Genomic DNA, 25412 nt, shown 5'->3' with positions numbered 1-25412 from the left:
GACGGATTGACAGTCTCAAAGAGAATGCGGAAGTGAGTGTGAGATATATGCAGGCATGGGAAGAGAGAGTCATGGAGCAGAATGAGGCAAGGGAAGAAGGTTTTGCGGCAGGGAAAGATGAGAAGCTATTAGAGTTAATTCAAAAGAAATTGGAAAAAGGAAAGAGTACCTAGTTGATTGCAGATGAACTGGAGGAAACGACGGAGACTATTCAAAAATTTATCAGGAAAATGAAACCTGATGAAAAAATATAGTTTTATTTCTTAATTGTCTATGTGAAGGAAACGGTTCAAAAGAATATATCAGATGTGAGATGACTCCCGCCTCTATAGGCGGTGAGTAACAAGCAGGTATCAGTGGCGGGAGTCAATCCCCACCTGATATACGCTCCGCGAGGATGTGCAGCGCTTGGGAATAGAATATTGTCAGCAAAGCTGACCCGAATCGCGCACACAGTCTTGCGAGAGCGAGACTTGAATATGATGTTCTTCCCAGGCTGTTTTGAGCCTGGGGAACTGTTTTTGGCTATATCTTAATACATTTCTTAAATTTTTTTCAAATTATTAGCAAAAAATCGGGAATTTCTTTATAATAAAAGAAAAATTAACAGTCTTGAGGTGAAGCCTGCTGGATTGTAAGAGATCAGCAGGTTCCATAAAACAGTTTGTGAGGTACGGATAATTGACATTTTTACAGGTGCGTTATTTTATAGAAGCGGCCAGACAGCAGAGTATTACAAAAGCCGCAGATGTATTATTTGTTTCCCAGCAGGCAGTCAGCAAACAGATCAAGGCTTTGGAACAAGAGCTTAACTTTCCTTTGTTCTGTATACAGAGAAAACAGCTGATGTTAACCCGGGAAGGGGTAAGGATGCGAAAACTCTGGGAAGAACTGCTTTTTCGGATGGATGAAGAGATACGTCTGATTCAGGAGGAGCGGGAGCAGAAGGAATGTCTTGTGAAGATTGCCATTTTAGAATATGATGCAGTAAAAGATTTGACGCTGCCCCTTCTGGCTCAGTATGGGAGCAAAAATCCGGATATACAGATTGAGGTTGTTTCAGGGAATCCGGCGTATGTAAAGCAGCTTGCCGAAGAAAAGAAAGCGGATTTAATTGTAACCTATTCTACAGAGATTCCAAAAGAGCTGATCAGTCATCAGCAGTGTCTGCTGAAAACGGTGCAGCTGTCCATTATCCTGTCCCAAAATCATCCTCTGGCTGCAAGAGAGAAATTGTCGCTGGCAGATGTGGGAGAGGAAACGATTTTTATTTTTGAAGATTCTCATTCTGCGGATGCACAGAAAAAAATACTTGGTCATTTTCACAGTATTGGGATAGAGCCAAAGGTAAAATATTTTAAATCCTGGGAAAGTATGGAGATTGAAATTATGGCTGGGAAGGGAATTGCCACCGGTTTCCGGGAATTTTTCAGAAACCAGTATGGTGGTTTGAAATTTTATCCCATTGCCTATATGCCGGAGGATGAACCGGCTCAGATCAGCATAGTAGGTGTCAATGGATTTGGAGAACATATGACGGCTCAGCTTTCGCAGTTGTATCAGAGAAATCATATGAAAGATCAGAAAAATAAATTCGATGTTGTATTATAGGATATAGAACACAACCTTTTTATTGTGAATAGAAAGAAAATAATTGTTTTACACTCTTTTGATTTCCAATTATAATTAATACAAAATGATTACATGGAGGTAACTGGTATGAAGGTTTTAGGTATCTGCAGCGGCAGAAAAAACGGTAATACAGAAATTATGATGAAAGAAGCATTTATGGCAATTGAAGAGAAATGCGGAGCTGAATGTCAGCTGGTTCGTCTTCAGGAAGCTGAGATCAGAAAATGTGTAGGATGTGAGACCTGTATGGTGAATCATCTGAAAGGAAACTGGGATTTTAGATGTGTTCACAAAAACGGTACGGATCATTTCTATTTTATTGAGCAGCTGATGCGTGAGGCAGATGCAATTATTGTATCCAGTCCTGCTTACAACCTGCTTCCAACGGGTCCTATGATTACATTTTTAAATAAACTCCATGCAAGTGGAAATTATCGTGACATGGTACATAAAAATAATAAAATCGGGGCAGCTTTTTCTATTGGAGGAACAGACTGGACCAACTTTACACTGAATTTCTGTAAAATGGCAGCTATGGAATTCTGCGGATCATATGAAGCACTGGTGGATGCTGTTCATTTTGATTTTGTTCCGTCTGTGGCAGCTGTTGTGTTAGAGGATGAGATGATTGCACGGATGCATAAATTCGGAGAAAATATTGCAGATGCACTGCTTATGAAAGAAAAGGGTGAAAAACCATCCTATGTAGGCACAAAAGGCGTATGTCCGGACTGTCATGGAAATATGCTGGAGATAAGAGAAGACGGTGTCTACTGTCCGCAGTGTCTCACAAAAGCGAAACTGAGCCTTGTAAATGATGAATTAATGGTAGAATTTACAGAGGAAGAGATGGCTAAAAACCGCTGGAGTAAATGGGGACAGGATCTCCATGATAATAATATCCGGAAAGGCCATATGAAGGCTGCCCAAGGCAAGGATATTATTGCTGAGAAACGGAAAAAATATGCCGCATATGAAAGAGCAGTTGTTCTTCCGGAGTTAATCAAAGAGTAAGTGGCAAAGCTGACCCAAATCGCGCACACAGTCTTGCGAGAGCGAGATTTGAAAAGTGAATCATAAAAAAACAGATGCAGATTTTTCTTTATGAAAAAGGTGCATCTGTTTTTTGTATATACGTGAAATTAACAAATGATCAAGGGCAATTTAATCTGTTTTCTTTCTATGGGACTGTTTTTTATATAAAGCAAATTTCTTTATATAATAAGTTACCGCAGTGAACAGCGATGACATAATGACAGATTCCATAAGATATATCAAAAACGTTTTGGATTCATCGTATTCTTTCTGATAGTCAATCAGATGAAATAGTTCCTCCCAAAAGCGCCTGTCTATGAACAAATATACACCGTATATACAAAGGAAGATTACAATCAGTCGGAAAAACCACCTAAAAAAGATTTGTGTTTTGGGATTTATGGTAATTTTTTGTGCGATTCCTATAAAGTTTGTCCAGTGCAGTCCAAGATGTACCGACATAAGGATAAAAGCCCATGCTGTTGTTACAAGATGGAGAAATCTTCCAAGCTCTATTGTGCCGCCGTTTCCCACAGAGAAGATATACTGTGAGGAAAAAATCCCACTAAGCATACATCCAAATACAGTAAGCAGAAGAAGCAGATTTACGGCTGTCTGCGCAATGCGTATTGCATTGTACCTGCCTTTGAAAATAGCCGTGTACCATTTGTAATTAAATATATTGTGCAGAATGAAAAGAATTCCTGCAGTAACCCCCAGCCATTCGTGTGGCGCATCTCGTAAGAGATATTGCCCCATAAGCAGCAGAAATAATAGATACATTGCTACATCAATACTTATTTTAATAATTGACGTCCATTTCATACTGCCTGCCTCAGTTCTTTTTCAGCAGACCGATCTCGTCAATCCAATCAATAATTTCTTGTCGGGCATCCTCGATACTGCTTCTTGAAATGGCTTTTCCTTCCAACATGGCCGCTTCAGGCTCCAGCTGCGCAATTGTTTCCGGTGTTCCCGAAAAACCACTGCCGCCATGTGTCATAAACGGAACGATAGTTTTGCCGGAAAAGTCATAGCTTTCAAAAAAGGAATACATAATGTACGGCATATCTGCATTCCAGTTGGGATAACCCACAAAGACCACATCGTAGGAATCAAAGTTCTCGATTGTGCCGCTAATTTCAGGGCGGGCATTTGTGCGGATTTCATCCTGTGCCGCCTCTAAGAGTTCTTCGTGGTCGGTAGGATACGGGGTAACAGGCTGAATGCGGAAAATATCCGCACCTGTGTTTTCCTGAATAACCTGTGCCATATATTGGGTATTACCCAGGCGCGCACCATCCACTTCAACATAACTGTTATCACGGTCGTCGGGAATAGAAAAATAAACAACAAGTGCATTGGCAGTCTCATTTGTTGAATCGGATGTGTCGTCAGCAGGATTGGAATTGCCTGCGGACTGGTTTTCATTCGTGGAATTACCGGTATCTGTGGAAGGCGTCGTAACATCATTTTCAGATGAAACCGGCGTTTTTTCTGAACAAGCGGTCAGAGAAAAAATAATAGTGATTCCCAGGGCGCATACGGTTAAAAGTGAAAGTAATTTTTTCATAATGATATTCTCCTTATTTTTATTTTGTGAGCTTTATTTTATGAGACCGTTTTCAGAAAGATAAGTATCAATCGTGCCGGTATCAGACGGTCTTTCAAACAATCCGTCGTGAACCGCTGCTCCTTTAGAAACCTCGCGGACAAATTCAATAGACTGATTGAACTGTTCGGTGTCCATGGAAGCTGACTGGGTAAATGGATAAACTTCTTTTCCGGACAAATCATAGTTCTCTAAAAAAGTACCGATAATCATAGGAGCTGTATGCCACCAGATGGGATAGCCCACTAGAATTGTATCATACTCATCAACAGAAGATGGGAGATTTGCAATTTCCGGCCGGGCATTTTCGTCACGCTCAACCTTTGCAATATCGCCCGTTTCATTGTAGTCGGCAGGATAAGCTGTTTCCGGTTCAATCTCTAACAAATCACCGTTTGTCTGTTCTGCGATATAGGAAGCCATTTCTTCGGTGTTACCTGACCAGGAGAAATAAACCACCAGCGTTTTGCTGTCTGCGGATTCTGTTTGTTCTCCCTCAGCGGGAGTGGACGTTTCTGTTTTAGACGGCTCTGTTTCAGAAGATTCACTGATGACAGCAGAATCAGAAGAAGCCTGGGTGTCACTGTTTTGTGCGGGTGCCTGTCCACAGGCGGCAAGAGCAAAGAACATAATTGCGGTCATCATCAGACCAAGAATTTTTTTAAACATTTTGATTTCCTCACCTTCATTATTTTAACTTATTTTGATTTTGATAAAAATTAACATGCTTCATTGAGAATATCGTAAATCTCATTGCGGCTGAATTTGTTCATTGTAACCTCCAATCACTTATTGAATAAAATTTGTTAAGACTTTTTCGTTTTCGGGATGTGTCAGTCCGTGTTCTTTTCCAAGCTCTAGACAATTCAGCACCCATGCCATATTTTTACCGATGTTATACATCGTCATAAGCCCCTCCTTATCCTTTGAAATCTGTTCCGGCTGTGCACCATAAACCTGATTCCAATAGGTAGATGAGATTACAGGCATGGAGCTGATTGTAAAATATTTGTTGATAACATCCATAGAAGCTGTTGTTCCAGCGCGTCTTGCCGAGAGTACCGCGGCGGCAGGTTTAAAACGAAACGCTGCACTGCCAGAATAAAATGCTCTATCCATAAATGTTAAAAGTCTCCCGCTGGGATGTGCGTAATAAACCGGAGAACCGAAAATAAAGCCGTCTGCGGATTTTGCTTTTTCTACAAATTCATTCACATTATCATGGAAAATACAACGGCCGATTTCTCGGCATTTGTGGCAGGCAATACAGTCCGGCAGGGCCTCATTGCCGATATAGATGATTTCCGTTTCAATGTCTTCTTCATTTAAAGCCCTTGCTGCTTCATTTAAGGCTGTATACGTGCATCCATTTTTTCTGGAACTGCCATTTACAAGTAATACTTTCATTTGCAATTACCTCCTTGACTGCTTGCAAATTCAGTGTTTCTACGCTACAATACGATTGCTTCAACCGTTTGATACAACCGATTATAATTTGCGGTAGTAACTATCGGTCAATAGGTTTTTTAAAAAAAGTTTGTGAATTTTTTTATGAACAACACAGGAGGATTTTTATAGTGTATACAATGATGCAGGTCTGCCGAGAGCTGGATATGACTTATCAGACCTTGAAATTTTATTGTAATGAAGGGTTAGTCCCTAATGTTAAACGAGATGGAAATAATCGCCGGATTTTTGATGAAAAAGATGTTAAATGGATCAAAGACCTTACCTGTCTTAAAAAATGTGGATTGAGTATTCAGGAAATGAAAAAATACCTTGCGCTGTGTATGCAGGGTGAATCCACGATTATTCCACGAAAAGAAATGCTGGCAGAGAAGCAGGAAGCATTGCGGGCTTCCATTAAGGAGCTAGAGGACAGCGTTGCTTATATTGATTGGAAACAGAACTTTTATAATGAAGTTCTTTCCGGCAAAAGACCATATGTGAGTAATTTAGTACAGCCAAAAGAATAAGCTGACGGGATTCATGAATTTTTCCCTTAATTTAAGATGACGTCTGCAAACAATGCAATCTGCCTAAGATTAAGTATCATTGCGGATTTTGCTCTTTGAAATTCTGCGGTTCTTATGGGTAAATAATTAAGATTTTTTTAATAAATTCCCCGGAAGTTGTATTACAGTAACCAGACTGTTACTATAATACTATCAGTAACTATTGTTTTTTCACATAAGGGAGATGGAGAGATGAAGAAAAGATTGTTGGCGTTGTTTTTGGCTGGAACACTGGTGTTTAGTATGTCTGCTTCTGTGCTGGCGCAGGAGTCAGAACCGGAAAGATTACGGAATGCGGAAAAATCAGAAACAGATCAGCAGTTTGCAGCAGGTCAGCAGACAGCAGCGGACAAGCAGACAGCAGCAGATGAACAGGCTGATGTGAGCAGACCAGCGGAAAACGAACAGATTACAGCTGACGGACTGTCAGAGGGAAATGAATCATCAGAGGGAAATAAAATATCGGAGAAAACACAGAAAACACAGGTGATACTGGATTCATATGAAGAAACTATATCGGTGTATTCCGAAGGCTTGCAGCTTTATGCAGAAGTTTGGCCGGAAACTATGGATCAGAAGGTTACATGGACCAGTTCGGACGAAGAGATTGCGGATGTGGACGAAGATGGATTTGTATGTCCATATGAGCCGGGGACAGTAATTATTACGGCGACAGCGGCAGATGGCGCATCCGCTTCCTGTAAGGTAACTGTTACAGAAGAAGAAGGGCTTAATACAGATGAGGCATTGGAGGCAGTTATTCTCTGGACGTTTTTAAATGCTGTTGAAAACTGGCTGCCGGAAGAGTTTCAACAAGCCATTGCAGAATTAGAGCCGGAAATGAATGCTCTTGACCACTTCCTTGAAACTTCTAATTGGGGGAAAGAGGACCAGGAGGAGCTGGATACTCTTACCCGTCCTTTGCTGGAAAAAATATATGATATTTTTGAAAGGATGGATGCCCAGCAGGTTGTGGTGGAGATTCCCATTAGAATCAGTTTTAAAGATATTGATACAGATCAGAAAATAGCGGATGATAAAACCGCGGTATTGGATGTGCTGAAAGTTATGGAAGATCTGGATCTTGAGGCTGTGGAAGCGCTGATGGATCCCATTAATATCAAAGGCTATGAGCTGTATGAGGATGAAGGCGGGATTCTCGAACTGCAAGAGGATGGGAAGACCTTGGGGATCACATATTATTATAAGAAAGTAAAGGAAAACAGTGTTGTTTCTTCTTCTGAATCAGCCGTTAAAAAGGAGCAGCCTAAAACAATGGAGATAAAAAACAGTACACTTACGGCTGTTCCAAAAACCGGAGATACAAATATGCCGGTTGTGATTTTAATTATCTGCGCAGGAACGCTGGCTGCTGCAGTTTTTGCAGGAAGAACATTAATACATAAAAGATAAGCAGTTTTTGTAAGTACAGAGGACAAATCCAGGATAGCAGGATTTGTCCTCTGTATTATGCTGTGGCAAAAACTTATCTTTAGATCCAGGATTTATAAAGAAAGCTTCTCTTTTGCCTTATAGCCTTCTGACATGTCATAGCTTCTAAGCTCATTGTCCCAGATCAGATAGAAGGTATCTTTGATAAAGCATCCCTTTGGATATATGGGAAGGATATAATCAGAGATAGTAGTTGTATATAAGGAGGAATAATAAGCTTCGGTGGTCTCAGACAGTGTTTCTGCAAATACATTCTGAAAACCTTTTTTATCATGATAGGTAAAAATCAGATATTTGTTATCACAGGAAAAACCGATGACATTTTTTTGAGGGTCAATCATGACAGCCTTATAATTATTTAACAGAGAACAGTCATTGGCATCTTTGATAACATATTTCTGTACCTCTTCTACATTAGCAGGATCAGAAATATCAAACATGGAGAGCTTGATTCCATAGGAGGCCCCGGTTTTGGGGTCTGTTTCGTAACCAACGCCAAGGAGACGGTCTTCTCCGTAAAAATGCAGGTAGGAAGAAAACCCAGTTACCTTTAATGCTCCCAGAATTTTGGGACTGGAAGGATTGCTTAAGTCAACAGAAAACAAGGGGTCTGTATTTTTGTAGGTTACAAAATATCCGGTATCTCCCATAAATCTTGCCGACTGTATCGTTTCACCCCGGGCGATATCCTGTATGGTTCCGCTGATATTAAGTTTCTCGTCTAGAATATAAAGGGCGTTGGTTTCCTGTGTCTGTGAGTTGTCAGTCAGGACAATTCTCAGGTATCCGTCGTATTCATTCATGGAAAAACTGTCATTTAGATATCCTCTTAAGCCGTTGGCATAAACAGCAGAAATCCTGCCTTTGTCGTAATGAAACTTCATGATTTGTGTCAGGCTGCCGTCTGCATTTGGATTTGTAGTGGAGATATAGATATTGTCTGTGCTTACATAAAAATTTTCTGCGGCTGAAATAATTCCCTTTGAGTCAAGGGGCTCAGAGGGGGAATTACTGTCAACAGAAGAAATCACCAGGTAATTTGGAACCGCGGCATATTCCGGCAGACAGATATCGGATTCTTTCAGCTGTGTTCCGTTCACAGCAGGAACATAATCCTCTGTTTTTGCGGCGGAAGTCAGCTTTGGACTGTATTGGGTAAACAGATAAATAATACTGTGTTTTTTTCTGGAAGCAGAATAACTGCCCTGCTGGGAAACAGATCCTTTTAATTTCGGATTGGTGCGGTCAGAGATATCATATGTATAAAGGGTTGTATAGTTATCGGTTACAAGTTCATAAAGATCTTCCTTCTGATTTTCCATGGCAGTGTGGCTGCCGGTGGCTATCAATGTTAGAACAGCGCCTTCCACATACATTTCCCGGGGGATTTCCTGAAGATTTTCCGGATGTATGGTTCCGGCAATTTTTATGGTATCCTGCCGGGTGTCTGCAATCTGTATGGTGCCGTCAGACTTTAGAATATAAAGATACTGCCCGTCGCATTTTACAGTATCCCCCTCGTCGACGCCAAGTTCTTGAAGATTTGTGGAAGAGTAATCTTCTGAGGCGGATTCTGCACTGCCGGAGGACAAAGATTCATCTGCAGCTTCTTTAGAAGCACTGTCCAGGGCTCCGCCGCCTAAAGCACCGTTGATTTTATCTAAGGGTCCTGCTGTATTCATTTTCTTTAATGTCTGATAGATAGTCTGATAGGAATCTGCACCTGGAAATGAGGATTCACGGGAAGAATCAGCTGCTGATGCAGTGGAAGTTGCTTCGGTGCTTTTTTGATTGTCCTGTTTGTTATCCAGCCCCGGAATATGGAGAACTCCCCCAAGTACAAAAAAGGCTATCAGTGCAGTAGCTGCTGTAACGGCAGAAAAACGTTCATATTTGTGATACCATTTGGGAGAAGGAGCCTCTTTTAGCTTTTTCTTTATAGTTTCAGGCTCCAGTGAATCCGGGATTTCCAGATTTTTGGCGGACTGTTTTACCTTGTTCATCCATTTTTTCTCATCCATAATCATCACATATAGTCCAATCGTATTAGAAAGTAATTGGATTTTTCCTTTCTCCCAGATTCTGCTGGGTAATTCACCTTTTAATCGGTAAGCATTTGTTCTAGTTTTTTTAATGCCCGGCTCTGCCGGGAGCGAATCGTATTTTCATTCCGCTTAAGGAGCTTTGCGATTTCATAACTTTTATATCCTCCAAACAGGCTCAGGGATAATATCAGCCGTTCCTCTTCATCCAATTGAAAGAAAGCCTTTCGAACATCCATATCCTCAGCGGTGCATTGTTCCGGTGCAGCAAGTGTTTCCGGCAGCAGCTGTGTTTTGATAAGGTAAGATTTCAGACGCTGTTTGCATTTTGCTGTAAGAATGCGAAACATCCAAGCTTTAAAAGCGGATTCTTTCCTTAATGTATGTATGGACTTCCAGGCATCCAGAACCGTTTCGCTTACTGCGTCTTCCGCATCCTGCTGGTTTTTCAGCAGGTACAGAGCAAAACGAAACAGATCTTGATAAATTTCTTTGTATTTTTCTGCGAACCGGTCCGCATTTCTTTTCATGCTCCACCCCTCCCCGATAATTTTGAAGTGCCTCTGATTAATAAGTGTAAAATAAAAAGGATTTTGTTGCGTTGAGATGACAATTTTTTCTATATCTTAAGTATAACAGAAGCTTTGGCAGGACTGAAACAATTAAATGTAAAGTTAAAAAAGAAATGTTAAATTTCTCCTGAAATGTAAAATCACAATTGTTTTGTAAAAAAAAGATTTAACATAAATTTAACCACTGCGCGATTTTACATTTAACTTTTCGTGCTTATACTTCTAAATGTGCCCGGGAATGAGCGGTACAAAAAAAGAAAAAAACATTTACGAAAAGTCAAATGGAGGAATAAAAAGAATGAAAAAGAAAAAAGTATTGACATTAGGATTAGCAGCAGCATTAAGTGCAGTGACAGTACTGGCAGGATGCGGAAGTAAAGATGATGCCGGTAAAGATAATACAAGTGCCAGTCAGGAAGCAAAAGCTCCAAGCGGTGAAATTACGGTAGTATCCCGTGAAGATGGAAGCGGTACAAGAGGAGCTTTTATTGAATTATTTGGAATTGAAGAAAAGGATGCAGAAGGAAATAAAATTGATAACACAACTGCAGCAGCTGAAATCACAAATAGTACAGCAGTTATGATGACAACTGTTGCAGGAAATGAAAATGCTATTGGATATGTTTCTTTGGGCTCTTTAAATGAATCTGTAAAAGCACTGAACGTTGACGGTGTTGCACCAAGCGCGGAAGGAGTCAAAGACGGTACATATAAAATTGCACGTCCCTTTAATGTAGTAACAAAAGATGGAATCAGTGAGGTAGCTCAGGATTTCTTAAACTATATCATGAGTGATGAAGGACAGCAGGTTGTAGAAGAAAACGGATATGTAAGCCAGGGTTCTAACGGAAGCTACAAAGCTTCAGGTCTTTCTGGAGATATTTCTGTGGCAGGTTCTTCTTCTGTAACACCAGTTATGGAAAAATTAAAAGAAGCATATGAAGCGTTAAATCCTAACGTAAATATCGAAGTTCAGGAATCCGATTCCACAACAGGTGTTACATCTGCAACAGAAGGTGTATGTGACTTAGGAATGGCATCCCGTGAATTAAAAGACAGTGAGACAGCTGCCGGCGCAAAAGCAACTGTTATTGCAATGGATGGTATCGCAGTTGTTGTTAATAATAATAATACAACAGCAGGACTTACTTCCGATCAGATTAAATCAATCTTTACCGGTGAAACAACAGATTGGTCTTCTCTGGCAGAATAAGAAAAACAAATAAGTGATTTAACGGTCTGGCAGCTGCTGTCAGACCGATTCTCCCGTGTAGACATATAGGAGGTTACAACACAAAATGAAAAAAGCAAAAGAGACAGGAATGCACATTGTGTTTCTGGTGGCAGCCTGCATATCCATTTTTGCAGTTGCGTTAATCTGCATCTTTCTTTTCACAAACGGCATACCGGCCATTGGAAAGATCGGTATTTTTAAGTTCCTGGGAGGGATGAACTGGAAGCCTCTCAATGAGATTTTTGGAATTTTTCCCATGATTATCGGCAGTATTTATGTAACAGCCGGAGCGATTATTGTCGGGGTCCCCATCGGTATTTTGTGTGCGGTTTATCTGGCAAAATTCTGTCCCAAGAGTTTATATAAAATATTTAAGCCGGCGGTTAATCTTATGGCCGGAATTCCGTCCATTGTATATGGTTTCTTTGGACTGGTGGTGCTGGTACCCATTGTACAGGATATTCACGGAGGCAGCGGCAAAGGCGTCCTTACAGCATCTGTGCTCCTTGGAATTATGATTCTTCCTACTATTATTAGTGTATCTGAAACATCTATCCGTGCGGTTCCCGAATATTATTTTGAGGGGGCGCTGGCTTTGGGAGATACAAAAGAAAGAAGTATTTTCTGTGCGGTTCTGCCGGCTGCAAAGTCCGGAATTATGGCAGGTGTCATACTGGGAATCGGACGTGCCATCGGCGAAACTATGGCGGTTATCATGGTTGCAGGAAACCAGCCTATTGTGCCAAATGGAATTTTCTCCGGAGTGCGTACTTTGACCGCTAATATCGTACTGGAAATGGGATATGCTACAGATATGCACCGCCAGGCTTTAATCGCCACCGGCGTGGTTTTATTTGTGTTTATTCTTATCATTAATATTCTTTTCTCATTGTTAAAAAAGAGGGGGGATAAGAACTCATGATGAAAAATTTGAAATCTCAGCTGCAGTCCTATAAAAGAAGTCCCATTTCACTCATACTCCGGATTCTGGTAATTGCGGCGGCAGTTATTACGGCATTTATTCTGGGAGCTATCATTATTTACATTCTGGTGAAAGGAATCCCCAATTTATCCCTGGATTTGTTTGCCTGGGAATATAATTCTGAGAACGTCTCAATGATGCCTGCAATTATCAATACCATACTGATGGTACTGCTGACACTGGTGATTGCGGCCCCCATTGGTATTTTTTCTGCTATTTATCTGGTGGAATATGCAAAAAGGGGAAATAAACTGGTAACCCTTGTGCGTATGACTGCGGAAACACTGGCGGGGATCCCTTCCATTGTTTACGGTCTGTTTGGATATTTGATGTTTGTTGTTTCTCTCCGCTGGGGATATTCCTTTATGGCAGGAGCCTTGACGCTGGCTATTATGGTACTTCCCACAATTATGAGAACAACAGAAGAGGCGTTAAAAGCCGTACCGGATGCATACCGGGATGGAAGCTTTGGCCTTGGAGCAGGAAGATTAAGAACCGTATTTCAGGTGGTGCTCCCTTCTGCGATTCCGGGAATCCTTTCCGGAGTTATTTTAAGTATCGGACGAATCGTAGGAGAGACGGCGGCGCTGATCTTTACAGCAGGAACCATTGCAGCGATACCGGCCAGCGTTATGAATTCCGGACGTACACTGGCAATCCATATGTATGCTTTGCTGAATGAAGGACTGTATATGAATCAGGCTTATGCAACAGCGGTAATTCTGCTGGTTATGGTAATTATTATCAATGCATGTTCAGGATTGGTAGCAAAACTATTTGCAAGGAAAACAGGAGAGAAATAGATGGGAAAAATAGATGTAAAAAACCTGGATTTATATTATGGCAGTTTTCAGGCTCTGAAAAATATTAATCTGGAAATGCCGGAAAATGAGATTTCCGCTTTTATTGGACCTTCCGGATGTGGAAAATCCACACTGCTAAAAAGCTTAAATAGAATGAATGATCTGGTGGAAGGCTGCAGGATTACAGGAGAGATCACTTTAGATGGAGAGAATATTTATCAGGGAATGGACGTAAACCGTTTAAGAAAAAGAGTGGGGATGGTATTTCAGAAACCAAATCCTTTTCCCATGAGTATTTATGATAATGTGGCATACGGGCCAAGAACCCATGGTATCCGGTCTAAAGTGAAACTGGATGACATTGTAGAACAATCTTTAAGAGATGCGGCCATCTGGGATGAAGTAAAAGACAGACTGAAAAAAAGCGCTCTTGGAATGTCAGGCGGCCAGCAGCAGCGTCTGTGCATCGCCCGGGCACTGGCAGTTCAGCCGGAAGTACTTCTGATGGATGAGCCTACATCTGCACTGGATCCTATATCCACATCGAAAATTGAGGACCTTGCGATGGAACTGAAAAAAGATTATACTATCATCATGGTAACTCATAATATGCAGCAGGCGGCCAGAATTTCGGATAAAACGGCCTTCTTCCTTCTGGGAGAAATGGTGGAATTTGGGAATACAGAAGATATTTTTTCAAAACCACAGGATAAGAGAACAGAAGACTATATTACAGGGAGGTTCGGTTAATAATGAGAAAAACATACGAAGAGCAGCTTGAGACTTTACATGTGGAACTGATTCAGATGGGAGCCCTCTGCGAGAGGGCCATTTCCGCTACCGTAAAGACGCTGCTTGTAAACAATGAAGCTTTAATTAAGGAAGTGGCCCACTTAGAACAGGATGTTGACCAGAAAGAACGTGATATTGAGGCTCTCTGCATGAAGATGTTACTGCGCCAGCAGCCGGTGGCAGGAGATCTGAGGCTGATATCTGCAGCCTTAAGGATGATATCTGATATGGAACGTATCGGAGATCAGGCATTTGATATTGTAGATATTACAAAACATCTGAAAAATAAAGAGATCTTTGATGAGCTTCCAATGAAGGATATGGCAGAAGCGACCATAAGAATGGTAACTGACAGTGTAGATTCTTTTGTCCGCCGTGATATTGATCTGGCCCGGAAAGTTATGGAGGCAGATGATTTTGTAGACGGGAAGTTCCAGCAGATTAAAGATCAGATTATCAATCTGCTTCATGCGCATCCGGAGGAGAGCGGTTCCTGCATGGATCTTCTAATGGTTGCGAAGTATTATGAACGAATCGGAGATCATGCTGTAAACATTGCTGAGTGGGTGGAATATTCCATCACAGGAGAACGGGCAGGAGATAACGAATGATTTATATTTTAGAGGATGATAATAGTATCCGTGAACTGGTTGTATACAGTCTTAAAAATTCTGGAATGGAAGCTATGGGCTTTGAACGTCCGTCAGATTTCTGGCAGCAGCTTGAAAAGGAGCGTCCGTCACTGCTTTTGCTGGATATTATGCTTCCGGAGGAGGATGGTGTGGAGATATTAAAACGCCTGCGGGACAGAGCAGATACCCACAAACTTCCTGTCATTCTTCTAACTGCAAAAAGCAGTGAATATGACAAAGTGAGAGGACTTGATTCCGGAGCGGATGATTATGTTTCTAAGCCCTTTGGAATGATGGAACTGATTTCTAGAATTAAGGCTCTGCTTAGAAGGACCAGAGAGGAGACAACAGAGACCTGTTACCAGATTGGTGAGCTTGCAGTTTATCCTGATAAGCATCAGGTCCGTGTCAGCGGGCAGATAGTGGAGTTGACTTTAAAAGAATTTGAGCTGTTAAATTTAATGATTTCCCATCCTGAAATGGTGTTTACAAGAGAGCAGATTCAGGATAAAATCTGGGGATATGCCTTTGATGGGGAGAGCCGTACTGTGGATGTGCATGTGCGGACCCTCAGGCAGAAGCTTAGAGAGTGTGGAAAACTGGTAAAAACTGTTCGAGGAGTAGGTTATCGTCTGAGTGGAGAGGAAAAATGATTAAAAAAACATTTCGTTCCATGGTAATTTTAATTCTGTGTATGCTGGCTATTTGTGTGAGCCTGATCATGGGGGTTTTATACAATTATTTTGATAAACAGTATGTCACGGAACTGAAAAATGAGGCGGTATTTATCGGAAAAGGCGTTGAACTAAACGGCCTTGACTATCTGAATGATCTGCCCATGAAAAACTGCAGGATTACCTGGATTGGAACTGACGGAGCAGTTTTATATGATAACAAAGCAGATGCGGCTTCTATGGAAAACCATGGGGACCGTGAAGAAGTAGAAAATGCCCTGGAAAAAGGCGACGGGTTCAGCACAAGATATTCAAAGACCCTGGATGAGAAAACAATCAATTATGCCATCAGGCTGGATGATCAGACGATTCTTCGTGTATCCTCTGATTATGATACGATGCTTCATATTGTGCTTGGCATGATTCAGCCGATTCTGGCAATTGTTGCAATTGCGTTGATTGTTGCGGCGATTTTTGCATACCGGCTTTCTAAAAGAATTGTGAAACCTTTTAATGATATTGATCTGGAGCATCCTGAGAAGGCGGAGGCTTATGAAGAACTGGCTCCGTTTTTGCGGAAAATTGAACATCAGAACAGACAGATTAAAAAACAGATGCAGGAGCTTACCAGACAGCAGGTAGAGTTTGCTGCAATTACCGAAAATATGACAGAGGGATTTCTGGTTGTAGATACAAAACAGAAATTATTATCATATAATACAAGCGCTCTGGTTCTTTTGGATGTTCAAGGAGAGGTGGAGCATGAAAATGTACTGCACTTAAACCGCAGTGAGAACTTTCAGAAAGCAATTACCCTTGCCCTGGAAGGAAAACACAATGAACAGTCCATGAAATTTGGAGAGCATTATTATCAGCTGTTTGCAAATCCTGTCTTTCAGGATGAAGTGCTTTCCGGCGCCATTGTAGTTATTATGGATGTAACGGAAAAGGAGCAGCGGGATGCATTAAGGAGAGAGTTTACCACCAATGTATCTCATGAGCTGAAAACTCCGCTGACATCTATTTCAGGAACTGCTGAAATTATGGGAAACGGCCTTGTAAAGCAGGAAGATGTTCCCCATTTTGCAAATATTATTTATAAAGAAGCCCAGCGTCTGATTGCTCTGGTAGGAGATATTATTAAATTATCCAAGCTGGAAGAGCCGGATATGACAGAGCAGAAAGAGATGGTGAATATGGCGGAAGTTGTGGAGTCCGTTGTGGAGACTCTAGAAGTTCCGGCAGCAAAGAAAAATATTTCTTTTCTGGTGAAAACAGAAGACTGCGTGATCCTTGGTATTCCTTCTATATTGAATGAAATTGTATATAACCTTTGCGACAATGCTGTAAAATACAATGTGGAAAAGGGAAAAGTAACTGTTTCATTGAAAAAGAAGGAAAAACGTACGGTTCTTACAGTAGAAGATACCGGTATCGGGATTCCCCGTGAGGAGCAGGAGCGGATTTTTGAACGGTTTTATCGTGTAGATAAAAGTCATTCCAAAGATATCGGAGGAACCGGACTTGGACTTTCCATTGTAAAACACGGAGCCGCATATCATAATGCAGAGATTACACTGGAAAGTGAAGTTGGAAAAGGAACAAAAATATCTATCATATTTTAATTGGGAGGATGTCTCTTTCTATGGATTTTAAGGCTCATAGAAAGAGACATCTTCTTATTTTACTCTATAGGAAATACCGTGTTGTGATAAGGCAGAAAAGTGCCGATTCCTATAGAGCAAAAAACGCTCGGCTGTGGATCGCACTGCGGCGGAGTGGAATCATGTTGTTTACACAACCCGCCGCAGGCGAAGAATCCTGCCGTGACAGGATTCTTTTTATACGTTATCCTGTATAATAAGTGAAAAAGTTTCAGGTTTGTATTGAATAAAATTCATTTTAACTATTTACATTGATAAAACAACTGTCTATAATAATCTGGTGCGAATCTTATCCGTCTGGCGAGAGCGAGACTTGCAAGGATATAATATAGAAAATGAGGAATCAGAAATGGAAAAAGGAATTGAAATCAGGTGGCACGGCCGGGGCGGCCAGGGTGCCAAAACAGCAGCGCTGCTGCTGGCTGACGTTGCTTTTAAAACTGGAAAGTATGTACAGGGATTTCCGGAATATGGTCCGGAGCGTATGGGCGCTCCTATTACAGCCTATAACCGGATTAGTGATGGCAAGATCCGGGTGCATTCTAATATTTATGATCCGGATTATGTAGTAGTTGTAGATGAAACGCTGCTTCATTCTGTGGACGTGACTGCCGGATTAAAAGAACAGGGAGCGATTATTGTTAATACTTCCAGATCGGCGGAGGAAATAAGACCTTCCTTAAATGGGTACTCCGGAAGAGTAGTGACCGTTGATGCGAGAGTGATTTCAGAAGAAGCCCTGGGAAAATATTTTCCAAACTCCCCTATGCTGGCAGCTGTAGTGGCAACCAGCCAGGTCATGGAAAAAGATAAATTTTTAAATGAAATGAAAGCTTCTTATGAGCATAAATTTGCTAAAAAACCGGAAGTAATTGCCGGAAACATGAAAGCTCTTGAGATGGCATTTGATGCTGTGGGCTGTTAGGGAGGTACATATGAGAACAGATATTACGAAAATTAATGAACATTCATCTCATACGGAAATGACGGAAGGTATGCGCGTCTGTGCTGCTGGAACGTCCAGATTATTTAAAACCGGTGAGTGGAGAAATTATACTCCTGTTTATCATGAAGATAAATGTAAACAGTGCCTGCTGTGTGCGCCGGTTTGTCCGGACAGCAGTATTCCGGTAAAGGATGCTAAGCGGGAAGCATTTGATCTAGATCACTGTAAAGGATGCGGGATCTGTGCAGAAGTATGTCCCTTTGGGGCAATTACAATGAGGGAGGGAATCGAGTAATGGCAGTGAAAGAACGTATGTCAGGAAACGAGGCTGTTTCCTATGCAATCAGACAGATTAATCCGGATGTTATGCCGGCGTTTCCCATCACTCCGTCCACGGAAATTCCCCAGATGGTTTCTTCCTATATCGCCAACGGTGAGATAGATACGGAATTTATACCGGTGGAGAGTGAGCACTCATCCATGAGTGCGGCAATTGGCGCCTCTGCGGCGGGAGCTAGAACGCTTACTGCCACATCTTCAGCGGGGCTGGCATTTATGTGGGAAGAGCTGCTGCTTGCGGCATCAAACCGTCTGCCGGTAGCTTTAGCGCTGGTGCTTAGAACGCTGTCCGGCCCGATTAATATTAACTGCGATCATTCTGACGGCATGGGGGCAAGAGATACCGGCTGGATTCAGATCTATGCGGAAAACAATCAGGAAGCATATGACAATTTTATTCAGGCTTACCGTATAGCGGAGCATAAAGATGTACGCCTTCCCATTATGATCTGCCAGGACGGATTTATTACCAGCCATGCAGTGGAAAATATTGAGCTTTTAGAAGATGATGTTGTAAAAACTTTTGTTGGTGAGTATGAGCCGGAGGAGTTTTTGCTAAATCCAGGGAAACCGGTTTCCGTGGGCCCTTATGCTGTTTCCAATTATGTTATGGAAGGGAAAAAGAATCAGCTGATTGCCCTTGAAAATGCAAAACAGGTAATTTTGGATGTTGCCAGGGAATTTGCAGGTATATCCGGAAGAGAGTATGGATTTTTTGAAGAATATAAAATGGAGGATGCCCAGTATGTAATGCTGCTGATTGGCTCTGCTGCCGGGACTGCCAAAGATGCAGTGGATGAGCTTAGAGAAAGCGGTGTAAAAGCAGGTATTTTAAAATTAAGAGTATTCCGTCCGTTTCCGGCCAAAGAGATTGCAGAAGCTCTGAAGGGCTGTAAGGCGGTGGCGATTCTGGACCGGTGCGAAAGCTATAATACCAATGGCGGCGTTCTTGGCAGTGAAGTGACAGCAGCGCTATATCAGAACCGGGTAATGACAGAAGCTGTGAATTATATGTACGGTCTTGGAGGCCGTGATTTTACGGTGGAAGATGCAAAGGGTGTATTTTTGGAACTGCAGAACATTGTAGAGAACGGTGCGCCGGCAGAACAGTTTAAGTATATAGGACTGCGGTAGAAGGAGGCAGATGATGAGCGGATATAATTTTAAAGAAGTAATGAGTAAACCGGAACGTCTGGCTCCGGGACACAGAATGTGCGCCGGATGCGGCGCCACCATTGCGGTTCGGGCGGTTCTTCGGGCCCTTCATGAGGGAGACCATGCGGTAATCGGAAATGCCACAGGATGTCTGGAGGTGTCTTCCTTTATGTATCCATATACATCCTGGGAAGACAGTTATATACATAATGCCTTTGAAAATGCAGGTTCCACATTAAGCGGTGTGGAGGCAGCATACCGGGCGCTGAAAAAAAGAGGAAAGCTTCCGAAAGATGAGACCTGCAAATTCATTGCTTTCGGCGGAGATGGTGGTACTTACGACATCGGTTTTCAGTCCTTATCAGGAGCCATGGAGCGGAATCATGATATGGTTTATGTATGCTATGATAACGGAGCCTATATGAACACGGGTATTCAGCGGTCTTCTGCAACCCCTATGTATGCAGATACTACAACCACTCCGGTTGGCTCCCATTCCAATGGCAAAATGCAGAACAGAAAAGATCTTGCCAGTATCATTGCTGATCATGATGTTCCATATGTGGCTCAGACAACGACTCTGGGCAATTTCTCTGACATTCACAAAAAATCGGAAAAGGCAATTTACACAGAAGGGGCGGCATTTTTAAATGTGCTGACACCATGTCCAAGAGGATGGAGATATAATACTCCGGAAATTATGAAGATCTGTAAGCTGGCAGTGGAAACCTGCTACTGGCCGCTGTTTGAAGTGGATCACGGGAAATGGATTTTAAATTATGAACCAAAGAAAAAGCTTCCCATTGAAGATTTCTTAAGGGAGCAGGGAAGATTTAAGCATTTGTTTAAAAAAGAAAATGAAGATTTGCTGGCCCAGTTCCAGCAGGAAGTTGACCGGCGATGGGAAGATCTGCTGTATAAGTGTGCCAGATAATAATGTTGAATCTGCCGGGAGAACAGATCTCGGTCATTGAGAGATCATAGAATGGTTTTTGGACGGGACTGGCTCGGATTTAAGGAGAACTATCATGACATTGCTAGCTTATCAGGTATTCCAGACAGTGGTGGAACAGGGAAGCTTTCGGAAAGCATCAGAAATACTGAATCTGACTCCTTCGGCAGTGAGTCATGCAATTTCAGCCATGGAACAGGAGCTTGGCTTTTCTCTGTTTGCAAGAAGTAAGTCGGGAATTTCACTGACCAATTACGGAGAGAAACTGCTGCCATATATTAATGCAGTGCTAAACAGCGAGGAGAGTCTGAAACAGGCGGTTTCACAGCTGAACGGCCTGCAGCAGGGAATTGTAAAGGTGGGCTGCTTTTCCAGCGTGTGTACAAACTGGATGACGGATATTATCCATTCTTTTGCAGAAGAATATCCGGGAATTAAACTGGAAATATATCAGGGGACTTATGCGGATGTGGCATACTGGATTAAAAACGGTATTGTGGATATGGGATTCTTATCTGTTTCAAGCGCAGGAGATCTTCCCATTGAACCTCTGTGCAAGGATCCTCTGCTTTGTGTAGTTCCCAAAACATTTTCGAAAGCCAAAGCTTCAGAAAAGATGACCATCGAAGAGATGAGGGAGTGTATTTTTGTATCTCAGATGGAGAGTACCGATGCGGATATTCAGAAATTTCTGCGTGAAAATAATCTCAATGTTCAGTCAGCCTATCATGTGGTGGATGATTTATCTACAATCGCCATTGTAGCGGAAGGATTTGGAATCTGTATTATGCCCGAGCTTGTGATGCGGGATATTCCTTATTCTGTAGATGTCTATCCTTTAGAGCCGCCGGCCTGCCGGATTATTGGAATATCCGTATTGAATCCGGATTTTATGGCGCCTGCGGTGAAGACACTGTACCGGCATGTGATTGAAAAGTACAAGAAAGAAAACATATCAGATGTGGGATGACTTTTGCCTTAGCAGGCGGTGAGTAACGAATTGGTATCAGTGTCGGATGTTAATCCTCCATCTGATCTACGCTCCGCCAGGAGGTACAGCGCTTGAGAATAGAATGTTGTCAGCAAAGCTGACCTGAATCGTGCACCAAGTCTCGCAAGAGCGAGACTTGAAAAAAAGAAGCTTTTGTGTTAGGGAACCCTCCGTAAGGAAGGCGTCCCAAGTGTTTTGTATCTCAAATTAAATATTGTTGTGTTGAAACGGTATAGCAAGCTGCTATGCCGTTTTTGTCATCATCACGACTTAATCTTGCGTATAGGGTGGTAATTCTGTCTGACTGTTTTAATAATATTTTTGATCTGCTTTTTCAAGAAACTGTGTGTTAAAAGTTGTTGATATTCATTCCCTTTTGTATTAGAATATTTTCAGAACACAGTTTTAGATAATTGTAATTTGAAAGTTGGTGTATGAATGGATAAAAAGAGAACTGCTGAAAAGATAATAAGTAATGCAGGTGGCATTGCTAAAACTTCCGAATTTGTTTCCGCAGGACTTTCGAATTTTGATGTTGCCAATTTGTGCAATGACGGATATATCGAGCGTATACGGCATGGATATTATCAGCTTGCCGAGAAAAAAGATATAAAAGAGGAACAAATACTTGCCTCGCTTCTTCCTGAAGGTATTATTTGCGTTGAGTCTGCACTTTTTTACTATAGATACAGTGATTTTGCACCAAGACAATGGTCTATCGCTGTTCCAAGGACATTTTCAAGAACAAGACTGAAATTTGATACTTTGCCTATGAAAATATATTATATTCAAAATTCTCAATTTGAAATTGGAAAAACAGAAAGCAATTTTAATGGAGTAAAACTTACTGTTTATGACCGTGAGCGTACTATTTGCGATTGCTTTAAATATCGTACCAAGCTCGACAATGAGCTGTTTAATAAAGCTCTTAACGCCTATGTCGCAGATGATAAAAAGAATTTAAGTAATCTTTCAAAATACGCAAAGGAAATGCGTGTTTACAGCAAACTTATGAATGTAATGGAGGTGCTTCTTAATGGCTGATATAGCTGCGTCCGTACTTGCAAGACTAAAAAATAAGGCAAAAGAAAGTGGTAGAAGTTATCAGCTCTGCTTGCAGCTTTTTTGCCAAGAGGAGTTTCTGCGTCGCTTAGAAAAATCAAAGTTTGCAGAAAACCTTGTACTAAAGGGCGGATTGTTTATATATTCGGTTACTGATTTTGACAGCCGAGTAACGGTGGATGTAGATTTTCTTCTTCGAAAAGTTCCCAATACTCCTGAACAGTTAAAAATTGTGTTAGAGGAAATCATTGCTGTTCCAACAGAAAATGATTTTATTACTTTTGAAGTTAAAGACATTGCGCCGATTGCTATACAAAAGAAGTATGCAGGTATCGGTGCTTCACTTGTAGCATGTATCAAAAATACCAAAACGCCGTTCAGTATTGATTTTGGTGTCGGCGATGTTATCGTACCGAAGCAAGAGAAACGAAAAATTCCAACACAGCTTGATGATTTTACTGCTCCGACAGTAAATACATATTCTCTTGAAACAACTATTGCCGAAAAGCTCGATACAATCCTCAGCTTGATGGAATTTTCAAGCCGAATGAAAGATTATTATGATATTTATTACCTTGCCAATAAGTTTGACTTTGACGGTAAAGTCTTGACCGAAGCACTTAAAAAGACATTTGAAAATCGTGGACACGCATTTACGATTGAACAGTTTGAGCAAGTTATGCGTTTTGCAGATGATTCTGCTATGCAAAAGAAATGGAAAGCTTTTTGTCGAAAAATTGATACAAAAACTGATGACTTTAGTGCTGTATTAAAAACTATAAAAATATTTCTTATCCAGCCTTTTGTGGCTGCGATAGAAAGCAAAAATTTCACAAAACAATGGACTGTTTTATATTGCGAATGGAAATAAGGAGAATTTTTGATGAGTAATCCTATAAAAGATATATGTGAGAAAGAATCGCTGATAAAAGACATAGCGGAAAGAGAAAACATCATACAAAGTTATCAAGGAGCAGGATATCTTGACCGTAATAATGCGATTAAAAAGATTCAAGAGTTGAGAATTAATGATAAAGCTGTAGCGGGTGTTACTTCTGCAAAACTCGCGATATCTTCTGTGCCGTTTAACCAATCGACCAATGATCAAATTGTTGCCGAGTTAGCTATGCAGAGGGATATTTTGCAGGCGAAACTTCTCAAAAAGCAAATGGAGGACAAGCAATGAGTACAAACATATCAAAACAAAAACGTGAGGATTTGCTTGCGAAAATCAAAGAAATTCACAGTTTTATTGCTGCTGCTCCGCAAGATGAGAACACCGGCAATTTGCGGTCCTGCCTTTCTGACCTCAAAAAGATGTGAACGGTAAAAAATACGGTCTTGTTTTTGCGGAACACAGAGAGGAAATAGATGAAATGCCTGCAACGCGTTCTGTCCGAAGAAAAAGACTTTATTTATATTGAACCCCCATCTGATATACGCTCCGCGAGGAGGTGCAGCGCTTGGGAATAGAATATTGTCAGCAAAGCGGACCCGAATCGCGCACCAAGTCTCGCGAGAGCGGGACTTGAATTCAGATGAGGCAAGTTGGAAATACACTTCTATATGTAAACATTTGGCAATTACAAAAGGATTGGTGGTATTAAACTTCCTTTACGACTTTATATGGAGTAACACCAAATTTTTGTAAAAGCTGCTCAAACACTTCATACAGAGTTTCAAAAGATATTGGAATTTTTCAAACTACCTTGTCAAAGTGGAAAGCTGGAAGGAGTGTTCCCAGTGTAATAAATTTAAAAGCACTTTCTAAATATTTCAATGTATCAGTTGAGTATTTCTTGGAATAAATAAAGAGAAAAAAGAGCAGTAATATACTGGTAATAAATGGACTGTCTTGCCGGTTAATAGACAGTCATGAATAGGGAAGGCAGCCACTTACCGAGTCGATGCCTTCCCTATTTCTATTCCTATAAAAAGAGAAAAAGCTGGTTAACGACAACCATTTTCCTCTCCGTTACATGTTATTTGAAGAGATATTAAAGATACTGTGTTTCCGGATTGTCTTCATCAATTTCACTTCGAAGCTCCTGCATTTGCTTATCCAGTTCAAAACTGATTTCTGCACAGCGAATCAGTTTTTGTGAAATCTCATCAGCATTTTTGATATCTTTTTTATACTTCATTTTATGTTCCAGACTGGCCCAGCATTCCATAGCTATAGATCTGAGCTGAATCTCAGCTTTCATAGCTTTTTTTTCCTTTGCAAGAAAGATAGGGATTTCTACCAGAAGGTGCAGACTGCGGTATCCGTTGGGTTTCGGATTTTTTATGTAATCTTTTTCTTCCACAAGTGTAATATCATCCTGTTTGATCAGCAGATCCCGGACAGTGTAGATATCTTCCGGAAAAGAACAGATAACTTTGATTCCTGCAACATCAAACAGATTTTGTTCGATGCTTTCCACAGAGAAGGGAAAACCTTTTCGTTTCATTTTATCCACGATACTCAGAGGTTTTTTTATTCTTGTCCGGATATCTTCAATGGGATTGCGGTTGTAATTCATGGAGAACTCTTCATTCAGAACCTGAAGCTTTGTTTCAATTTCCATAATTGCGCATTTATACTGCATCATCAGACGGCTGAAGGGCTCAACCTTATTTAAAAGAAGTTCGGGATGTTCTATTTTCAGGACATCTTCCATGGATAGAGAGTTTATCAATTCCATCTGTTTATCTTCCTGCTGCAGATCATCTGTCTGTGTGTGTTTCATTTGTACGTTCTGTTTCCTTTCGGAGTATTTTTTCTTACTGTATTTTAACTGTTTTCAGCGCATTTATTATACTATGACATGTTTTCGATTGCTA

Annotated in this window: 28 protein-coding genes; 21 read left to right on the top strand and 7 right to left on the bottom strand. The window is 41.2% G+C overall.

Features of this window, described 5'->3' with window-relative positions:
• The first annotated feature begins 681 nt into the window (after nt 1-681).
• Nucleotides 682-1611, top strand: a complete 930-nt coding sequence (locus OCV88_RS14455) for a LysR family transcriptional regulator (RefSeq protein WP_158426147.1) — start codon at nt 682-684, stop codon at nt 1609-1611.
• Between the two features lie 108 nt (nt 1612-1719).
• Nucleotides 1720-2646, top strand: coding sequence for a flavodoxin family protein (locus OCV88_RS14450; RefSeq protein ID WP_262591402.1), 927 nt, complete (start codon nt 1720-1722; stop codon nt 2644-2646).
• A 150-nt stretch (nt 2647-2796) separates the two neighbouring features.
• Here the strand turns inward: OCV88_RS14450 and OCV88_RS14445 are convergent, their stop codons facing one another.
• The 4 genes from OCV88_RS14445 to OCV88_RS14430 all read right to left on the bottom strand — a co-directional run bounded on the left by OCV88_RS14445 (nt 2797) and on the right by OCV88_RS14430 (nt 5686).
• On the bottom strand, nt 2797-3492 hold the full coding sequence (locus tag OCV88_RS14445; protein ID WP_158426145.1) for a DUF4405 domain-containing protein: 696 nt from the start codon (nt 3490-3492) through the stop codon (nt 2797-2799).
• 10 nt (nt 3493-3502) lie between these two features.
• A complete protein-coding gene (locus OCV88_RS14440; RefSeq protein WP_158426144.1) occupies nt 3503-4240 on the bottom strand; it encodes a flavodoxin in 738 nt (245 codons plus the stop codon).
• Between the two features lie 33 nt (nt 4241-4273).
• Nucleotides 4274-4948, bottom strand: a complete 675-nt coding sequence (locus tag OCV88_RS14435; RefSeq protein WP_158426143.1) for a flavodoxin — start codon at nt 4946-4948, stop codon at nt 4274-4276.
• 120 nt (nt 4949-5068) lie between these two features.
• Nucleotides 5069-5686: a flavodoxin family protein gene (locus OCV88_RS14430; protein WP_158426142.1), complete on the bottom strand. Its 618-nt coding sequence runs from the start codon at nt 5684-5686 to the stop codon at nt 5069-5071.
• A gap of 179 nt (nt 5687-5865) precedes the next feature.
• On the opposite strand from OCV88_RS14430, the gene OCV88_RS14425 reads away from it, so the two are divergent.
• A complete protein-coding gene (locus OCV88_RS14425; RefSeq protein ID WP_158426161.1) occupies nt 5866-6255 on the top strand; it encodes a MerR family transcriptional regulator in 390 nt (129 codons plus the stop codon).
• 231 nt (nt 6256-6486) lie between these two features.
• Complete coding sequence (locus OCV88_RS14420) at nt 6487-7707, top strand: Ig-like domain-containing protein (RefSeq protein WP_158426141.1); 1221 nt, start codon at nt 6487-6489, stop codon at nt 7705-7707.
• A 92-nt stretch (nt 7708-7799) separates the two neighbouring features.
• Here the strand turns inward: OCV88_RS14420 and OCV88_RS14415 are convergent, their stop codons facing one another.
• Nucleotides 7800-9749: a beta-propeller domain-containing protein gene (locus OCV88_RS14415; RefSeq protein ID WP_262591400.1), complete on the bottom strand. Its 1950-nt coding sequence runs from the start codon at nt 9747-9749 to the stop codon at nt 7800-7802.
• Nucleotides 9750-9847: 98 nt separating this feature from the next.
• On the bottom strand, nt 9848-10318 hold the full coding sequence (locus tag OCV88_RS14410; RefSeq protein ID WP_158426139.1) for an RNA polymerase sigma factor: 471 nt from the start codon (nt 10316-10318) through the stop codon (nt 9848-9850).
• 340 nt (nt 10319-10658) lie between these two features.
• On the opposite strand from OCV88_RS14410, the gene OCV88_RS14405 reads away from it, so the two are divergent.
• From OCV88_RS14405 to OCV88_RS16105, 17 genes are all read left to right on the top strand, one after another.
• The gene (locus OCV88_RS14405) at nt 10659-11573 is read left to right on the top strand and encodes a substrate-binding domain-containing protein (RefSeq protein ID WP_158426138.1); all 915 of its coding nucleotides are present in this window, start codon (nt 10659-10661) and stop codon (nt 11571-11573) included.
• Between the two features lie 85 nt (nt 11574-11658).
• Nucleotides 11659-12516: a phosphate ABC transporter permease subunit PstC gene (gene pstC / locus OCV88_RS14400; protein ID WP_158426137.1), complete on the top strand. Its 858-nt coding sequence runs from the start codon at nt 11659-11661 to the stop codon at nt 12514-12516.
• Complete coding sequence (gene pstA, locus OCV88_RS14395; RefSeq protein ID WP_158426160.1) at nt 12516-13379, top strand: phosphate ABC transporter permease PstA; 864 nt, start codon at nt 12516-12518, stop codon at nt 13377-13379. The genes pstC and pstA overlap by 1 nt, the downstream gene beginning before the upstream one ends.
• Nucleotides 13380-14129: a phosphate ABC transporter ATP-binding protein PstB gene (gene pstB / locus OCV88_RS14390; protein ID WP_158426136.1), complete on the top strand. Its 750-nt coding sequence runs from the start codon at nt 13380-13382 to the stop codon at nt 14127-14129.
• 2 nt (nt 14130-14131) lie between these two features.
• Complete coding sequence (phoU, locus tag OCV88_RS14385) at nt 14132-14782, top strand: phosphate signaling complex protein PhoU (RefSeq protein WP_158426135.1); 651 nt, start codon at nt 14132-14134, stop codon at nt 14780-14782.
• Nucleotides 14779-15456: a response regulator gene (locus tag OCV88_RS14380; RefSeq protein ID WP_158426134.1), complete on the top strand. Its 678-nt coding sequence runs from the start codon at nt 14779-14781 to the stop codon at nt 15454-15456. Before phoU ends, OCV88_RS14380 begins: the two co-directional genes overlap by 4 nt.
• The gene (locus OCV88_RS14375) at nt 15453-17102 is read left to right on the top strand and encodes a sensor histidine kinase (protein ID WP_158426133.1); all 1650 of its coding nucleotides are present in this window, start codon (nt 15453-15455) and stop codon (nt 17100-17102) included. The genes OCV88_RS14380 and OCV88_RS14375 overlap by 4 nt, the downstream gene beginning before the upstream one ends.
• A 388-nt stretch (nt 17103-17490) precedes the next feature.
• Nucleotides 17491-18066, top strand: coding sequence for a 2-oxoacid:acceptor oxidoreductase family protein (locus OCV88_RS14370; RefSeq protein WP_158426132.1), 576 nt, complete (start codon nt 17491-17493; stop codon nt 18064-18066).
• A 10-nt stretch (nt 18067-18076) separates the two neighbouring features.
• Nucleotides 18077-18382: a 4Fe-4S binding protein gene (locus OCV88_RS14365; RefSeq protein WP_158426131.1), complete on the top strand. Its 306-nt coding sequence runs from the start codon at nt 18077-18079 to the stop codon at nt 18380-18382.
• Nucleotides 18382-19560: a pyruvate ferredoxin oxidoreductase gene (gene porA, locus OCV88_RS14360; RefSeq protein WP_158426130.1), complete on the top strand. Its 1179-nt coding sequence runs from the start codon at nt 18382-18384 to the stop codon at nt 19558-19560. Before OCV88_RS14365 ends, porA begins: the two co-directional genes overlap by 1 nt.
• A gap of 13 nt (nt 19561-19573) precedes the next feature.
• Nucleotides 19574-20515 carry a thiamine pyrophosphate-dependent enzyme gene (locus tag OCV88_RS14355; RefSeq protein ID WP_158426129.1) on the top strand — a complete coding sequence of 314 codons (942 nt, stop codon included), beginning with the start codon at nt 19574-19576 and terminating at the stop codon, nt 20513-20515.
• Nucleotides 20516-20609: 94 nt separating this feature from the next.
• Nucleotides 20610-21503, top strand: coding sequence for a LysR family transcriptional regulator (locus OCV88_RS14350; protein ID WP_158426128.1), 894 nt, complete (start codon nt 20610-20612; stop codon nt 21501-21503).
• A 459-nt stretch (nt 21504-21962) separates the two neighbouring features.
• Entirely contained in the window at nt 21963-22568 is a 606-nt protein-coding gene (locus OCV88_RS14345; protein WP_158426127.1) for a type IV toxin-antitoxin system AbiEi family antitoxin domain-containing protein, read from the top strand.
• Entirely contained in the window at nt 22561-23457 is an 897-nt protein-coding gene (locus OCV88_RS14340; RefSeq protein ID WP_158426126.1) for a nucleotidyl transferase AbiEii/AbiGii toxin family protein, read from the top strand. The genes OCV88_RS14345 and OCV88_RS14340 overlap by 8 nt, the downstream gene beginning before the upstream one ends.
• A gap of 12 nt (nt 23458-23469) precedes the next feature.
• Nucleotides 23470-23772: a hypothetical protein gene (locus OCV88_RS14335; protein WP_158426125.1), complete on the top strand. Its 303-nt coding sequence runs from the start codon at nt 23470-23472 to the stop codon at nt 23770-23772.
• Nucleotides 23769-23909, top strand: coding sequence for a hypothetical protein (locus tag OCV88_RS14330; RefSeq protein WP_262591397.1), 141 nt, complete (start codon nt 23769-23771; stop codon nt 23907-23909). The genes OCV88_RS14335 and OCV88_RS14330 overlap by 4 nt, the downstream gene beginning before the upstream one ends.
• 365 nt (nt 23910-24274) lie before the next feature.
• On the top strand, nt 24275-24394 hold the full coding sequence (locus tag OCV88_RS16105) for a helix-turn-helix domain-containing protein (RefSeq protein WP_158426159.1): 120 nt from the start codon (nt 24275-24277) through the stop codon (nt 24392-24394).
• Nucleotides 24395-24583: 189 nt separating this feature from the next.
• Here the strand turns inward: OCV88_RS16105 and OCV88_RS14320 are convergent, their stop codons facing one another.
• The gene (locus OCV88_RS14320; RefSeq protein WP_262591395.1) at nt 24584-25318 is read right to left on the bottom strand and encodes a GTP pyrophosphokinase; all 735 of its coding nucleotides are present in this window, start codon (nt 25316-25318) and stop codon (nt 24584-24586) included.
• Nucleotides 25319-25412 lie beyond the last annotated feature (94 nt).

It is taken from the genome of Brotonthovivens ammoniilytica (assembly GCF_025566885.1).
GTDB classification, from domain to species: domain Bacteria; phylum Bacillota; class Clostridia; order Lachnospirales; family Lachnospiraceae; genus Brotonthovivens; species Brotonthovivens ammoniilytica.
The sequence above is the reverse complement of the archived record's forward strand: the minus strand, read 5'-3'. Positions and strand labels throughout refer to the sequence as shown.

Excerpts from the sequence above, each read along its gene's own strand:
- OCV88_RS14445 (WP_158426145.1), bottom strand. The coding sequence starts at position 3,492 with ATGAAATGGACGTCAATTATTAAAATAAGTATTGATGTAGCAATGTAT.
- OCV88_RS14420 (WP_158426141.1), top strand. The coding sequence starts at position 6,487 with ATGAAGAAAAGATTGTTGGCGTTGTTTTTGGCTGGAACACTGGTGTTT.
- OCV88_RS14370 (WP_158426132.1), top strand. The coding sequence starts at position 17,491 with ATGGAAAAAGGAATTGAAATCAGGTGGCACGGCCGGGGCGGCCAGGGT.
- OCV88_RS14430 (WP_158426142.1), bottom strand. The coding sequence starts at position 5,686 with ATGAAAGTATTACTTGTAAATGGCAGTTCCAGAAAAAATGGATGCACG.
- OCV88_RS14330 (WP_262591397.1), top strand. The coding sequence starts at position 23,769 with ATGAGTACAAACATATCAAAACAAAAACGTGAGGATTTGCTTGCGAAA.
- OCV88_RS14345 (WP_158426127.1), top strand. The coding sequence starts at position 21,963 with ATGGATAAAAAGAGAACTGCTGAAAAGATAATAAGTAATGCAGGTGGC.
- OCV88_RS14350 (WP_158426128.1), top strand. The coding sequence starts at position 20,610 with ATGACATTGCTAGCTTATCAGGTATTCCAGACAGTGGTGGAACAGGGA.
- phoU (WP_158426135.1), top strand. The coding sequence starts at position 14,132 with ATGAGAAAAACATACGAAGAGCAGCTTGAGACTTTACATGTGGAACTG.
- OCV88_RS14440 (WP_158426144.1), bottom strand. The coding sequence starts at position 4,240 with ATGAAAAAATTACTTTCACTTTTAACCGTATGCGCCCTGGGAATCACT.
- OCV88_RS14425 (WP_158426161.1), top strand. The coding sequence starts at position 5,866 with ATGATGCAGGTCTGCCGAGAGCTGGATATGACTTATCAGACCTTGAAA.
- pstB (WP_158426136.1), top strand. The coding sequence starts at position 13,380 with ATGGGAAAAATAGATGTAAAAAACCTGGATTTATATTATGGCAGTTTT.
- OCV88_RS14380 (WP_158426134.1), top strand. The coding sequence starts at position 14,779 with ATGATTTATATTTTAGAGGATGATAATAGTATCCGTGAACTGGTTGTA.
- porA (WP_158426130.1), top strand. The coding sequence starts at position 18,382 with ATGGCAGTGAAAGAACGTATGTCAGGAAACGAGGCTGTTTCCTATGCA.
- OCV88_RS14340 (WP_158426126.1), top strand. The coding sequence starts at position 22,561 with ATGGCTGATATAGCTGCGTCCGTACTTGCAAGACTAAAAAATAAGGCA.
- OCV88_RS14450 (WP_262591402.1), top strand. The coding sequence starts at position 1,720 with ATGAAGGTTTTAGGTATCTGCAGCGGCAGAAAAAACGGTAATACAGAA.
- pstC (WP_158426137.1), top strand. The coding sequence starts at position 11,659 with ATGAAAAAAGCAAAAGAGACAGGAATGCACATTGTGTTTCTGGTGGCA.
- OCV88_RS14405 (WP_158426138.1), top strand. The coding sequence starts at position 10,659 with ATGAAAAAGAAAAAAGTATTGACATTAGGATTAGCAGCAGCATTAAGT.
- OCV88_RS14335 (WP_158426125.1), top strand. The coding sequence starts at position 23,470 with ATGAGTAATCCTATAAAAGATATATGTGAGAAAGAATCGCTGATAAAA.
- OCV88_RS14365 (WP_158426131.1), top strand. The coding sequence starts at position 18,077 with ATGAGAACAGATATTACGAAAATTAATGAACATTCATCTCATACGGAA.
- OCV88_RS14355 (WP_158426129.1), top strand. The coding sequence starts at position 19,574 with ATGAGCGGATATAATTTTAAAGAAGTAATGAGTAAACCGGAACGTCTG.
- pstA (WP_158426160.1), top strand. The coding sequence starts at position 12,516 with ATGAAAAATTTGAAATCTCAGCTGCAGTCCTATAAAAGAAGTCCCATT.
- OCV88_RS14435 (WP_158426143.1), bottom strand. The coding sequence starts at position 4,948 with ATGTTTAAAAAAATTCTTGGTCTGATGATGACCGCAATTATGTTCTTT.
- OCV88_RS14410 (WP_158426139.1), bottom strand. The coding sequence starts at position 10,318 with ATGAAAAGAAATGCGGACCGGTTCGCAGAAAAATACAAAGAAATTTAT.
- OCV88_RS14320 (WP_262591395.1), bottom strand. The coding sequence starts at position 25,318 with ATGAAACACACACAGACAGATGATCTGCAGCAGGAAGATAAACAGATG.
- OCV88_RS14375 (WP_158426133.1), top strand. The coding sequence starts at position 15,453 with ATGATTAAAAAAACATTTCGTTCCATGGTAATTTTAATTCTGTGTATG.
- OCV88_RS14415 (WP_262591400.1), bottom strand. The coding sequence starts at position 9,749 with ATGAACAAGGTAAAACAGTCCGCCAAAAATCTGGAAATCCCGGATTCA.